Genomic DNA, 13,701 nt, shown 5'->3' on the forward strand with positions numbered 1-13,701 from the left:
CGCGCAGCACAACGATGCAATTGACGGAGTCACCCTATGACCATCGATATTAGCCAGTTTTTTCAGGTCTTTTTCGATGAGGCCGAAGAACTGCTGGCTGAAAAAGAACGGCTGCTGCTGGCCGTTGATATTGCGGCGCCCGACGCCGAAGACCTGAATGCCATTTTCCGCACCGCCCATTCGATCAAGGGCGGCGCATCGACGTTCGGTCTCTCCGATATGAGCGAGGTGACGCACATCCTCGAGTCGCTGCTCGACCGCATCCGTCAGGGCCAGATGGCCCTGACGGCGGAACACGTCGACGCCTTTTTGGCGGCCAAGGATATTCTCAAGATGCAGCTCGACGGCCATCGTCTTGGCAGCGCCGTCGATCAGGATGCCGTGGCCAATGTGCGCATGATGCTGCAGTCGTTCTCGCAAGACGTGCCGGTGGCCGCGCTCACGCCCGTCGCGCCGGCCTTCCACACGGCGGAAAAGGCAGCCGTCAGCCATGCCGGCGGCCATCGCATCCGCCTGGAACTGCCGGCCATGGAGCCGCGCGAAGTCGATGCGCTGGCGGCCGAACTGGGTTTGCTGGGCGACGTCGCCGTGTCCGCCTTGCCCGACGCGCGCAAGGTGCTGGAAGTGACGACGCATGAAAGCCTGGACGATATCCTGGCCATCTGCTCGTTCGTGCTCAATCCCGACGACATGGTGATCACGCAGGCGCCGCCACTGGCGCCAGGCGAAGCCGATGCGGCCCGCGCGGCGCAGGAAAAAGCCCAGGGCTATGGTTTCTTCGAGCCGCTGCCAGGCGCGCCTGGCGCGCAGGGTGCGGCGGATCCCGGCTATGGCTTCTTCCAGCCGATCGAAGACATCCGCGCCGCCGCCGGCGTGCAGAGCGACGCCGAACAGGGCTACGGTTTCTTCCAGCCCCTCGAACAGATTCGTGCCGATGCCGCCAAGGCGGGCAACGCCAGCGCTGCCGCCATGCCGGCCGTGGCGAGCGCCGTGGCCGAAGCGGAGCAGGAAAAGAAACCGGCCAAGAAAGAGGGCGACAAGGCCGGCGCCGAATCGTCGTCGATCCGCGTCTCGATTGAAAAAGTCGACCAGCTGATCAACCTGGTGGGCGAACTGGTGATCACGCAGGCGATGATCGAGCAGCGCGCCGGTGCGCTCGACCCGATGCTGCACGAGAAACTGCTCGACAGCGTCAGCCACCTGACGCGCAACACGCGCGACTTGCAGGAAGCGGTGATGTCGATCCGCATGATGCCGATGGATTTCGTCTTTTCGCGCTTCCCGCGCATGGTGCGCGACCTGGCGACGAAACTGGGCAAGAAGGTCGATTTCATCACCAATGGCGCCGCCACGGAACTGGACAAGGGCCTCATCGAACGCATCGTCGATCCGCTTACGCACCTGGTGCGCAACAGTATCGACCATGGCGTGGAAATGCCGGCCGCCCGCGTGGCCGCCGGCAAGACCGAGGCCGGCCGTTTGTTCCTCTCAGCCAGCCACCAGGGCGGCAATATCATCATCGAAGTGTCCGATGACGGCGCAGGATTGAACCGCGAGCGCATCCTGGCGAAGGCCGCGCAGCAGGGCCTGGACGTGTCCGAGACGATGAGCGACGCCGATGTGTGGCAGCTGATTTTCGCGCCCGGCTTTTCCACCGCCGAAGCGGTCACCGACGTGTCGGGCCGCGGCGTGGGCATGGATGTCGTCAAGCGCAATATCAGCGCCATGGGCGGCGTCGTCGACATCCGTTCGGCGAAGGGTTTCGGCACGACGATTTCCATCTCGCTGCCGCTGACCCTGGCCATCCTGGACGGCATGTCGATCAGAGTCGGCGACGAAGTGTATATTTTACCGCTGGGCTTTGTCATCGAATCGCTGCAGCCAGCCGTTGAGGATATCAAGGACATCAGTGGCAAGGGGCAGGTGGTGAAAGTGCGCGGCGAATACCTGCCATTGATTCCGCTGTACCAGATGTTCGACATCGCGCCGCGCTTTACCAATCCCTCGGAAGGCATCTGCGTGATCCTCGAGACGGAAGGGCGCAAGGCGGCCCTGTTTGTCGACGACCTGGTGGGACAGCAGCAGGTCGTGGTGAAAAACCTCGAATCGAACTACCGCAAGGTGGTGGGCATTTCCGGCGCCACTATCCTGGGCGATGGCGGCGTGTCGCTGATTCTCGATGTCGCCGCCCTGATCCGTTCCTCTCGGCAGCTGGCCGACGAGTCCATTTTTTCGTAATACCGATAGATAAAGATAGGAAAACGCACCATGTCAGATACTCAACAAACATCCGGAAGCAATGCGGGCGACGGCAAGGATATCGCCGGCCGTGAATTCCTGGCCTTTACCCTGGGCTCCGAAGAGTACGGCATCGATATCCTGAAGGTTCAGGAAATCCGTGGTTACGAAGCGGTCACCCGCATCGCCAACGCGCCTGAATTCATCAAGGGCGTGATCAACCTGCGCGGCATCATCATTCCCGTGGTCGACATGCGTATCAAGTTCAACCTGGGCACGCCCGTGTATGACCAGTTCACGGTGGTGATCATCCTGAACATCGGCGGTCGCATCGTCGGCATGGTGGTCGACAGCGTTTCCGACGTCACCACCCTGACGCCGGAACAGGTGAAGCCGGCGCCGGAAATGGGCACCGCCTTCTCGACCGACTACATGATCGGCCTGGGCACCATCGACGAGCGCATGCTGATCCTGGTCGACATCGACAAGCTGATGTCGAGCAGCGAGATGGGCCTGATCGACAAGCTGGCGGCGTAAGAGGCAGCAAGGCGGCGCCCTGTGCGCCGGCGTTTTGGCACGCAAAGAATCACTACAGATATGCATGTACCGGCGCGGGCAGTATTGCTTAGAGGCGCGCCGGCAGGCTGCAAGGTCCGACAGAGACCAGGCCACAACACGGCGCCGTCCGGTTGAACGGGCGCCGTTCACATAAATATTGGAGACTGTAATGAGTTTGCGCGATTTCAAGATAGGCACCCGGCTGGGCATAGGTTTTGGCAGCATCCTCGCCATCCTGGTGGTGGTGATCGTTTCGGCGAATGCACTGAATTACCGTAACAAGGCCCAGTTGCTCACGGGCCTGGAGCTGGCAAGCGAAAAAAATACGCAGGCGTCGCTGATGAAAAGCGCGATGCTGGAAACCGGTATCGCCATGCGCAATATCGGCCTGCAGGGCGATGTGGGCCTGATGCAGGCGGAGGAGGGCAAGGTGCGCGAGCAGCGCAAGCTGTACGACGGCGCGCGCGGCAAGCTGGCCGGCCTGGGCCTGTCCGAGGGCGAGAAGGCACTGCTGGCTAATATCGCCAAGGTCGACGGCGAAGTCGATGCCGCCTTCAAGGAGGCGATGGGGCAGGTGCTGGCGTTTAACAGCGAGGGCGCGGCCAAGGTGATTGCCACCCGCATCGACCCCTTGAACAAGACGACTCTGGCCGATATCAACAAGCTGCTCGACTTGCAGCACGTGGCGCAGCAAAGCTTCATGGACGATTCGCTGGCGGCCGATGCGCGCCTGATGACGGTATTGTTCGTCCTGGGCGGCGCGGCGGTGGCGATCGGCGCCTGGTGCGCCATCTTCATCACCCGCTCGATCACGGTGCCGCTATCCGGTGCCGTGGCCGTGGCGCAGAAAGTGGCTGCCGGCGAGCTGACGGCGCGCGTGGTGGTCGAGGGCAAGGATGAAACGAGCGCGCTGCAGCAGGCGCTGAAGGACATGAACGAGAGCCTGGTGCAGACGGTCAGCGACGTGCGCAATGGTACGGACACGATTACCGTGGCGTCGCGCGAGATCGCCAGCGGCAATGCGGACCTGTCGGCGCGCACGGAAACGCAAGCCAGTTCGCTCGAAGAGACGGCATCGTCGATGGAAGAGCTGACGTCGACCGTGAAGCAGAACGCGGACAACGCGCGCCAGGCCAACCAGCTGGCCGTGTCGGCATCGTCGGTGGCGGAGCAGGGCGGCAAGGTGGTGGCGCAAGTGGTCGATACCATGGGCTCCATCAAGGACAGTTCGCGCAAGATCGTCGACATTATCGGCGTCATCGACGGCATTGCGTTCCAGACGAATATCTTGGCGCTGAATGCGGCCGTCGAAGCGGCGCGCGCAGGCGAGCAGGGACGCGGCTTTGCGGTGGTGGCGTCGGAAGTGCGTAATCTGGCACAACGCTCCGCTGGCGCAGCCAAGGAAATTAAGGGCCTGATCGGCGACTCGGTCGACAAGGTCGATGCCGGCAGCCGCCTGGTGGACGAGGCGGGACAGACCATGGGCCTGATCGTCACATCGATCCGGCAGGTGGCCGACATCATGGGCGAGATCACGGCGGCAACGCAGGAACAGAGTCATGGCATCGAGGAAGTGAACCAGGCCATCGCGCAGATGGACCAGATGACGCAGCAAAATGCGGCGCTGGTCGAGGAAGCGGCGGCGGCGGCCGAAAGCATGCAGGAGCAGGCGCAGAGGCTGGCCGACGCCGTCAGCATCTTCAAGCTCGATGGCGAGAGCGCGGCGCAAGCGGCCATGCCTGCACCCGCACCCGTGCCGGTGCAGGTGGCGGCACGGCCGGCACCGAGCGTGGCGGCAACGACACGGCGGTTGGCAAAGACGGCGCAAGCTGGCACGCCACCGCCCGCGAAAAAGCTGGCGGCGGCCGGCGGCGACGATTGGGAAGAGTTCTGACGCCAACCCGGTCCCGCTAGTTATACTTGCAAAGGCATTGGTCAGAGTAGTCATAGAGAGGTAAAAACAAAATGCCGCAAACTAAAACGGATTCGGTCAAGGAATTTGATTTCACGGGCAAGGACTTCGAACGGGTCCGTGCCATGATTTACAAGCGGGCCGGCATTGCGCTGGCCGACAGCAAGCAGGAGATGGTCTACAGCCGCCTGGCGCGGCGCCTGCGCGCGACCGGCATCTCCTCGTTCGTCCGCTATCTGGACGACCTGGAAGCGGGCCGCATGGGTGACGAGTGGGAAGCGTTCACGAATGCGCTGACGACCAACCTGACGTCGTTCTTCCGCGAGGCGCATCATTTCCCGCTGCTGGCCGAGCATGTGAAAAAACTGAGTGGGCCGATCACCATCTGGTGTTCGGCCAGTTCCACCGGCGAGGAGCCGTATTCGATCGCCATGACGGTGTGCGAGGCATTCAATACGCTCACGCCGCCAGTCACCATCATCGCCACGGATATCGACACGAACGTGCTGGCCACGGCCGCCAATGGCGTCTACAACCTGGACCGGCTCGACAAGATGCCGGCCGACCGCGCGCGGCGCTTTTTCTTGCGCGGCAAGGGCGATCGCGAGGGACAGGTGCGGGTGCGCCCGGAACTGCGCCAGATGATTACCTTCAAGCCGCTCAACCTGCTGGCCGACAGCTGGCCATTGACGGGCCAGTTCGACGTCATCTTTTGCCGTAACGTGATGATTTATTTTGACAAGGCGACGCAGCGCAAGATCCTGTCGCGCTTTGTGCCATTGATGAAGCCGGATGCCCTGCTGTTTGCGGGCCATTCGGAAAATTTTCTGTACGTGTCGGATTCATTGAAGCTGCGCGGTAAAACAGTCTATGAGCTCGATCAGCCTCGGGGCGCCGCGCCCAAGGCATCGTCGCATCGTACATGAGAGTGAAATATGAGCCTGGAATCCAAAGAGCAATTTGCCACTAACGTCTATTACGACAGGACGTTCAATTGTGACGCCGCCAAGATCTTGCCTGGTGAGTATTACTTTACCAACAAGGACATGCTGATCGTCACCGTGCTCGGCTCCTGCGTCTCGGCCTGCATCCGCGACCGCGTCACGGGCCTGGGCGGCATGAACCATTTCATGCTGCCTGATGGCGGCAGCGATCCGAATAGCCCGATTTCCGCGTCGATGCGCTATGGCACCTACGCCATGGAAATCCTGATCAACGATTTGCTGAAGGCCGGCGCGCGGCGCGAGAACATGGAAGCGAAAGTATTCGGCGGCGGCGCCGTGCTGCGCGGCTTTACAGCGATCAACGTGGGGGAGCGCAATGCGGCCTTCGTCATCAATTACCTGAAGGCGGAAAAGATGCGCGTGGTGGCGGAAGACCTGAACGATATCCACCCGCGCAAGGTGTATTTTTTCCCCCGTAGCGGCAAGGTGCTGGTGAAAAAGCTGATGCAGACGCACAACGATACGCTGGTGCGCCGCGAACTCGATTACGCCAGCCGTCTCAAGGTCGCGCCGGTCGGCGGCGAAGTGGAACTTTTTTAATCGTGTGAGATATAGATAACAACACCTGATCACACCGTAGTAGCGAGCAGATGGGAGTTGTGGTCGAGACGCGCAGCTGTGCTGTAGCACAGTGAGCATCGGAGGCCGCAAATCGCGACGCGCAGTAGGTGGGATCAGGTGCTTTAATGGGCCGGTAGGCGCAAAGGAAAATATATGAAGATCAAAGTATTGATCGTGGATGATTCGGCGCTGATCCGCAGCGTCATGACGGAAATCGTGAACAGCCAGCCCGACATGGAAGTGGTGGGCGCGGCGCCCGATCCGCTGGTGGCGCGCGAGATGATCAAGCAGACCAATCCCGACGTGCTGACCCTCGACGTCGAGATGCCGAAGATGGATGGCCTCGACTTCCTGGAAAAGCTGATGCGTTTGCGCCCCATGCCGGTGCTGATGGTGTCGTCGCTGACCGAGCGCGGTTCGGAAATCACCATGCGCGCGCTGGAACTGGGCGCCGTCGATTTCGTCACCAAGCCGAAGATTTCCATCCAGAGCGGCATGCGCGAGTACACGGACATGATCGCCGACAAGATCCGCGCCGCCTCGAAGGCGCGCATCCGCGCGCGCACCCTGCCGTCGGCCGGTGACAAGGTGGCCGCGCCGCTGCCTGCGCTGCGCAGCCCATTGACGTCGAGCGAAAAGCTGATCATCGTGGGCGCCTCGACGGGCGGCACGGAAGCGATCCGCGAATTCCTCATGCAGATGCCGTCCGATTGCCCCGGCATCCTGATCACGCAGCACATGCCGGAAGGCTTTACGCGCTCGTTCGCGCGCCGCCTCGATTCGCTGTGCAAAATATCGGTACAGGAAGCGGCGGGCGGCGAACGTGTGCTGCCCGGCCATGCCTACATCGCGCCTGGCCATTCGCACCTGACTCTGACGCGCAGCGGCGCCAACTACATGACCAAGATCGACCAGGGCGAACCGGTGAACCGTCATCGCCCATCGGTCGATGTGCTGTTCCGTTCGGCCGCGCAATCGGCCGGTAAAAATGCCGTCGGCGTGATCCTCACCGGCATGGGCAAGGATGGCGCACAAGGCATGTTGGAGATGAAGGCCGCAGGAGCGTATAATTTTGCACAGGATGAAGCCAGTTGCGTGGTGTTCGGCATGCCGCGCGAGGCGATCGCTGTCGGCGCTACGCACGAGGTCGGTGCTCTCACGGCGCTGCCTGGCATGGTGCTGGGACACCTGGCGGCGCATGGCATGCGCGCTTTGCGCGTGTAAGCCACGTTTTATATGATCTGAGGCAAGTTTGTTCGCCTAAAAGCAACGAAAATGCTATCCTACAACTTGCTGCCGTAGTGTCGACCATAATGTCGGCATTCATGTCGATATTATTAACAAACCGCTACAGAAACAACGGAGTTATTCATGGCTGATCCAAAGATGAAATTTTTAGTCGTTGACGATTTTTCGACGATGCGCCGCATTGTCCGGAATCTGTTGAAGGAACTGGGTTATGCCAACGTCGATGAGGCGGAAGACGGCGTGATGGGCCTGGCCAAGCTGCGCGCCGAATCGTACGATTTCGTCGTGTCGGACTGGAACATGCCAAACATGGATGGCCTGACGATGCTGCAGCATATCCGCGCCGATCCTGCACTGGCCAAGCTGCCCGTGCTGATGGTCACCGCCGAAGCGAAAAAAGAAAACATCATCGCCGCCGCCCAGGCTGGCGCCAGCGGTTATGTCGTCAAGCCGTTCACGGCCGCGACCCTCGATGAAAAGCTGAACAAGATTTTCGAGAAGCTGGAAAAAGCCGGCGCCTGATCCAGGCTTGACCGTTATCAAGAAAAACGCTGCCCGTGCAAACCGGCAGCGTTTTTTTCGTCCACAAGGGCCTTTCGGCAGCCCGCCATTCGCGCGCGGGGACCCCGCGCTTGCCCGGTCCGAGCGGGGCAATCCTGTGCAATGCTGACTAATCGCAACTAGTTGCGAAGTGGAATGAAATATTTCCCAAAGTTAACTTTACACGTCAAATAATTTGGCTCATGATCGCTGCAGTATTCCCCCTTTGTCCCCGACCCCGACAAGAAGGAGCGCACGATGCGCCGAGCACCCGTATTATTTTTCGCCTTGAGCATGGCCCTGAGCACAGCCCTGAGCACAGCCCTGAGCACAGCCCTGTTAACGGCCTGTGGCGTGAGCCTTGAACAAACCGCCGTTGCGCCTGTCGCATCTGTCGAGATGCAGGAGCCAGCCGCGCCGTTGCCTGCCGAAGCTGATGGCAGGCATGCCTATCTGCACCGCGTGGGTGGCCATGATTATGTCAGCCTGAGCCAGAATGGCCCCGAGGGTGGCTTGCCCATCCTCAAGGGCACGCAGCGCCATGCGCGCGCCATCCGCCTGCTGGCGGCCGATCCGGCCCAGGTCCGGGCCATCCTGCGCAGCCTGAGGCTGCCGGCGAACCAGCGCAAGCTGTGGGCGGGAGAGGAAATCGTGCTCGATGCGGCCAGCTATGACATGTTGCACGCGGCACGCGGCAGCAACAAGCCGCTTTTTGCCGAACTCAAGCTGGTAGGGATGGAGAAGTAAGGGAAGAAACGGGGCCGAACGGCCCCGTTGTGCCTGCGTTTAAATTTCCAGGTTGTCGATCAATCTGGTTTGTCCCAGCTTGGCTGCTGCCAGCACCACCAGCGGTTCGCCGGCGGCCAGCTCGGCGGCGCTCGGCGCTTGCAGGTTGGCGCGCTTGCGCACGGCGATGTAGTCCGATTTCCAGCCGCGGCCGTCCAGCAGCTGCATGGCAGCCTGTTCCAGTTCGCCGACGGCCAGGTTGCCCTTGCGCACTTCCTCGGCGACGAAATTGAGGCCCTTGTACAGTTCCGGCGCTTCTGCGCGTTCGCTTTGCGACAAGTACATATTGCGCGACGATAAGGCCAGGCCATCGTCGGCGCGGTAGGTTTCGGCGGCGATGATTTCCGTCGGCAGCGCGAACTGGCGCGCCATGTTGCGGATGATCATCAGCTGCTGGTAATCCTTCTTGCCGAACACGGCCACGCGTGGCCCCACGCACGAGAACAGCTTGGTGACGACCGTGCACACGCCTTCGAAGAAGCCGGGGCGGAATTCCCCTTCCAGGGTATTGCCCAGGTCATCGGGCGGGCGCACGCGGTATTCCTGCGGTTCCGGGTACAGTTCCTTTTCCGTCGGCGCGAACAGCACGTACACGCCTTCCTTTTCCAGCTTGGCGATGTCATCCGCCATGGTGCGCGGATACTTCTCGAAGTCTTCGTTCGGGCCGAATTGCAGGCGGTTTACGAAGATCGAGGCGACGACGGGGTCGCCATGCTTGCGCGCCAGGCGCATCAGCGACAGATGGCCTTCGTGCAGGTTACCCATGGTGGGGACGAACGCCGTGCGCAGCTGTCCGCTGAGCTGGTCGCGCAATTCTTCGATGTCGGAAATAATTTTCATGGATTGCTTTCGCTAAAACCCCGTTGTACGGTGGTCAGTGACAAAGGGAGGGATATCAGGCGGGCGAATAGGCCAGCCGGACGTAGATGGGGGCAAACGGTTCTGCCTGCGTGATTTCGATCAGGGTTTCCTTGGCCAGTTCCAGCAAGGCCACGAAGTTGACCACCACCACGGGCACGCCGCCGGCAATGTCGAACAGTTCGCTGAATTCGACGAAGCGCGACGATTGCAAATGGCGCAGGATGCTCGACATGTGCTCGCGCACGGACAGTTCCTGGCGGCTGATGCGGTGATGCTGGGTCAGCTTGGCGCGTTTCAGCACGTCGAGCCACGCCTGCTGCAAGTCCACCGGTTCCACGTCGGGCCAGGTGGGCGTCAGGCTTTGCTCGATGAAAATCTGCGTGCGCACGAAATCGCGCTCGAACTGCGGGATCGCGTTCAGGTCGTAGGCGGCCAGCTTGATCTGCTCGTACTCGAGCAGGCGGCGCACCAGTTCGGCACGCGGGTCGCCGCCATCTTCCTCGACGTCGCTCTTGCGCGATGGCAAGAGCATGCGCGACTTGATCTCGATCAACATGGCGGCCATCAGCAGGTACTCGGCGGCCAGTTCCAGGTTGCTCACGCGGATCTGGTCCACGTATTTCAGATATTGCAGGGTCACCTGCGCCATCGGAATATCGAGAATATTGAAGTTTTGCTTGCGGATCAGGTAGAGCAGCAAGTCGAGCGGGCCTTCGAAGGCTTCGAGGAAGATTTCCAGCGCGTCCGGCGGAATGTACAAATCCGTCGGCATGCGCAGCATCGGCTCGCCATACAGGCGGGCGATACCCGGCGGGTCGGCGGCGGGCGCCGCGTCCGTGCTTGCAGATGCTGCAGGGTCGCCGCTGCCGTCGCCATCAGCGACAGGTTCGGGCGACGCGATGACTGCGCCGGCGCCGGAAGCGTCGGCTTCCGGCGTGACTGCAGACTCTTCAGGCAACATCGTGCCGGTTCCAGATCTTAGTTTTTGTTCTGGTAAACGTAAGCCTGTTGCTTGACGGCCGACGCCAGCTGGCGTTCCTGCTCATCGATGCTGACGGCCGGCTTGTCCCACAGCAGGGCACGGCCCGCTTGCTGGCCCGCTTCCATGCCAGGATTCTTGGCCTTCAGTTCGGCGATGAACAAGGTGTGGTCGGATACGTAGTTGTTGTGTTTTGCAGGCAGTTTCATATTCTCTTCTGAGTGTCTTATGGGTAAGGTCAGCCGGCCGTATTTTACCGCGCCATGCTGCCTGGCGGGTTGTTGTATCGGCAAGTCCGGGGGCGAAATTGCTAAAAATCAATAACGCAACAAACGCCGCATCACCATCGGTGCCGGTTCGGCGGGGTTGGCGTGCGAATATTCCAGTTCTTCGGCCAGGTCGAATTCGAAGGCCGCATAAAAATCGATCAGCTTGCGCTGGTCGCGCCGCACGGCCAGGCGCAATTCCTCGGCCTGGCACGACAGGCCGTGATGAATGATGGCTTCCAGTAAATGCTGCGAGACGTGGCTGCCCCGGTAGGCGGGAAGCACGCCCATGCGTGAAATCTTCCAGATGGCGGGGTCGCTGTCGAGCGGCATCCAGCGCAGCGAACCGGCGGGAATGTCGTCGATCAGCAACAGAAAACCGCCGCCGTGACGCAATTGCGCTTCCACCTGCTGCGCCGTTTCGTGGTGTCCACTGGATGAAGCGGCCACCTTGCCGGCCCACGCGGCCCGGGTCAGCTCGGCCATCAGCTGTGCATCGGCATTCGTTGCTTCGCGCACCACGATATTCATCATCGGTCCTTGTGGTGGCTTAGCGGATGCGCATGCCAGGTTCGGCGCCCGGCCACGGGTTCAGGATGTAGATGCCCGGATTGGCTTTCTCATCGGCGGCGGACGCTGCCATGACCATGCCTTCGGAAATGCCGAACTTCATCTTGCGCGGGGCCAGGTTGGCCACCAGCACCGTCAGCTTGCCGATCAGTTCTTCCGGCTGGTACGCCGAGCGGATGCCCGAAAACACGTTGCGCAAGCGTCCTTCGCCCGCGTCCAGGGTCAGGCGCAGCAGCTTGTCGGAGCCTTCGACCAGTTCGCAGTTGACGATTTTTGCGATGCGCAGGTCGACCTTGAGGAAGTCGTCGATCTTGATCTCCGGCGCCAGTTCCTCGATGGCGGCTGCGACCGGCGCAACGGGCGTCGCGTCATTGGCGGCGTCGCCGGCGGGCGCGGCAATGGCGGCGGCCGCTTGCGGCGCGTCAAACAGCGCTTCGATCATCTTCGCATCCATGCGTGTCATCAAATGGCTGTAGGCGCCGATGGTACGGCCCAGCATGCTGTTCGAGACGGCGTCGCCGAACACTTGCGTATCGGCCCAGCTAAACTCGGCGTCGTTGAGGAACGAGGCCACGTTCTTGGCCACGCCCGGCAGGACCGGCGACAGCAAGATCGTCAGCTGGCGGAACAGGATCAGGGCCGTGGTGCACACGTCGTGCAGTTCGGCTGTCTTGTCCGCATCCTTGGCGAGTATCCACGGCTTGTTTTCATCGACATACTGGTTGGTGATGTCGGCGATTTCCATGATTTCGCGCAAGGCCTTGCCGAATTCGCGGTTCTCGAAGTGCGCGGCGATGCTGGCCTGGCGCTCGACGATGACGCCGTTGACGTCCACCGTCAGGGCGCGGTTGATCCAGCTTTGCGCGCCTTCCGACAGCATGGGTGCCAGCTTGCCGTCGAAACGCTTGGCGATGAAGCCGGCGCAGCGGCTGGCGATGTTCACGTACTTGCCGATCAGGTCGCTGTTCACGCGGGCGACAAAATCTTCGCCGTTGAAGTCCAGGTCTTCCACTTTCGAGTTCAGCTTGAAGGCGATGTAGTAGCGCAGCCATTCCGGGTTCATGCCCAGGTCCAGATAGCGCAGCGGCGAAATACCCGTGCCACGCGACTTCGACATTTTCTCGTTGTTGACCGTCAGGAAGCCGTGGACGTTGACTTTCAGTTTGTCGATGACCGGATGATTGGCGAACTTCAGCATGGCGGGCCAGAACAGCAAATGGAAGGAAACGATGTCCTTGCCGATGAAGTGGATCTGTTCCGTCGACGGGTCATTCAGGAAGGCGTCGAAATCGAGGCCTTTCTTGTCGCAATAGTTTTTCAGGCTGGCCAGGTAGCCGACCGGCGCATCCATCCACACATAGAAAAACTTGCCCGGCGCATCCGGAATCGGGATGCCGAAGTAGGGCGCATCGCGCGAAATATCCCAGTCGGCCAGCTTTTCACCCGCTTCGCCCAGCCATTCGCTGACCTTGTTGACCATTTCCGGCTGCAAGCGGCCTGGCGTATTCAGCCAGCTTTTCAGGAATTCGAAGCAGCGCGGGTCGGACAGCTTGAAGAAATACTGTTCCGACGGCTTCATCACGGGCGTCGCATTGGTAAACACGGAGAACGGGTTGACCAGGTCGGTCGGCTGGTAGGCCGCGCCGCACACTTCGCAATTGTCGCCGTACTGGTTCTTGGCGCCGCATTTCGGGCATTCGCCCTTGATGTTGCGGTCGGCCAGGAACATGCCCTTGACCGGGTCGAAGAAACGGTCGACGGTTTTCGTGACGATCAGGCCCGTATCACGCAGCTTGCGGTAGATCGATTGCGACAGGTCGACGTTTTCCGGCGAATCGGTCGAATACCAGTTATCGAAGGCGATATGGAAGCCATCGAGGTACTGGGCGCGGCCGGCGGCGATGTTGGCGACGAATTGCTGCGGCGTGATGCCTTCCTTTTCGGCGGCGATCATGATGGGCGTGCCATGCGTATCGTCGGCGCCCACAAAGTGCACTTCACGGCCGGCTGCGCCATCGCGTTGCATTCGCTGGAACCGGACCCAGATATCAGCCTGGATGTATTCCATGATGTGGCCAATGTGAAAAGCGGCGTTTGCGTAAGGCAGGGCAGTGGTGACGAACAGCTTGCGAGTCATGATTGATGCACTTTTGGGATGGATAATAGGTCATTTTAACA

The 13,701-nt window shown here is 60.9% G+C and carries 13 protein-coding genes; 8 read left to right on the forward strand and 5 right to left on the reverse strand.

Annotated features, from left to right (window positions below; translation table 11 throughout):
- Positions 1 to 36 precede the first annotated feature (36 nt).
- The 8 genes from cheA (at position 37) to ACQ4WS_RS06520 (ending at position 8,808) form a co-directional block, all read left to right on the forward strand.
- Entirely contained in the window at positions 37 to 2,238 is a 2,202-nt protein-coding gene (cheA, locus tag ACQ4WS_RS06485; protein WP_436474732.1) for a chemotaxis protein CheA, read from the forward strand.
- Between the two features lie 30 nt (positions 2,239 to 2,268).
- Positions 2,269 to 2,775, forward strand: a complete 507-nt coding sequence (locus tag ACQ4WS_RS06490) for a chemotaxis protein CheW (RefSeq protein ID WP_034758356.1) — start codon at positions 2,269 to 2,271, stop codon at positions 2,773 to 2,775.
- A 190-nt stretch (positions 2,776 to 2,965) separates the two neighbouring features.
- Positions 2,966 to 4,690, forward strand: a complete 1,725-nt coding sequence (locus ACQ4WS_RS06495) for a methyl-accepting chemotaxis protein (protein WP_436474734.1) — start codon at positions 2,966 to 2,968, stop codon at positions 4,688 to 4,690.
- A gap of 71 nt (positions 4,691 to 4,761) precedes the next feature.
- A complete protein-coding gene (locus tag ACQ4WS_RS06500; RefSeq protein WP_034778025.1) occupies positions 4,762 to 5,634 on the forward strand; it encodes a CheR family methyltransferase in 873 nt (290 codons plus the stop codon).
- 9 nt (positions 5,635 to 5,643) lie between these two features.
- A complete protein-coding gene (gene cheD, locus ACQ4WS_RS06505; protein WP_034758343.1) occupies positions 5,644 to 6,252 on the forward strand; it encodes a chemoreceptor glutamine deamidase CheD in 609 nt (202 codons plus the stop codon).
- Between the two features lie 174 nt (positions 6,253 to 6,426).
- A complete protein-coding gene (locus ACQ4WS_RS06510; RefSeq protein WP_035826603.1) occupies positions 6,427 to 7,497 on the forward strand; it encodes a protein-glutamate methylesterase/protein-glutamine glutaminase in 1,071 nt (356 codons plus the stop codon).
- Positions 7,498 to 7,644: 147 nt separating this feature from the next.
- A complete protein-coding gene (gene cheY / locus ACQ4WS_RS06515; protein WP_010396677.1) occupies positions 7,645 to 8,043 on the forward strand; it encodes a chemotaxis response regulator CheY in 399 nt (132 codons plus the stop codon).
- Between the two features lie 372 nt (positions 8,044 to 8,415).
- The gene (locus tag ACQ4WS_RS06520; protein WP_436474738.1) at positions 8,416 to 8,808 is read left to right on the forward strand and encodes a hypothetical protein; all 393 of its coding nucleotides are present in this window, start codon (positions 8,416 to 8,418) and stop codon (positions 8,806 to 8,808) included.
- 39 nt (positions 8,809 to 8,847) lie between these two features.
- On the opposite strand, the gene panC is transcribed toward ACQ4WS_RS06520, so the two are convergent.
- The 5 genes from panC to metG form a co-directional block, all read right to left on the reverse strand.
- Complete coding sequence (gene panC, locus ACQ4WS_RS06525) at positions 8,848 to 9,687, reverse strand: pantoate--beta-alanine ligase (RefSeq protein ID WP_436474740.1); 840 nt, start codon at positions 9,685 to 9,687, stop codon at positions 8,848 to 8,850.
- Positions 9,688 to 9,742: 55 nt separating this feature from the next.
- Positions 9,743 to 10,669, reverse strand: a complete 927-nt coding sequence (locus tag ACQ4WS_RS06530; RefSeq protein WP_436474742.1) for a segregation and condensation protein A — start codon at positions 10,667 to 10,669, stop codon at positions 9,743 to 9,745.
- 17 nt (positions 10,670 to 10,686) lie between these two features.
- The gene (locus tag ACQ4WS_RS06535) at positions 10,687 to 10,896 is read right to left on the reverse strand and encodes a DUF3460 family protein (RefSeq protein ID WP_034778041.1); all 210 of its coding nucleotides are present in this window, start codon (positions 10,894 to 10,896) and stop codon (positions 10,687 to 10,689) included.
- Between the two features lie 108 nt (positions 10,897 to 11,004).
- Positions 11,005 to 11,484, reverse strand: coding sequence for a GNAT family N-acetyltransferase (locus ACQ4WS_RS06540; RefSeq protein ID WP_096238395.1), 480 nt, complete (start codon positions 11,482 to 11,484; stop codon positions 11,005 to 11,007).
- A 19-nt stretch (positions 11,485 to 11,503) separates the two neighbouring features.
- Positions 11,504 to 13,660, reverse strand: coding sequence for a methionine--tRNA ligase (gene metG / locus ACQ4WS_RS06545; protein WP_436474744.1), 2,157 nt, complete (start codon positions 13,658 to 13,660; stop codon positions 11,504 to 11,506).
- Between the last annotated feature and the right edge of the window lie 41 nt (positions 13,661 to 13,701).

The organism is Janthinobacterium leeuwenhoeki (assembly GCF_051380795.1).
GTDB lineage: Bacteria > Pseudomonadota > Gammaproteobacteria > Burkholderiales > Burkholderiaceae_D > Janthinobacterium.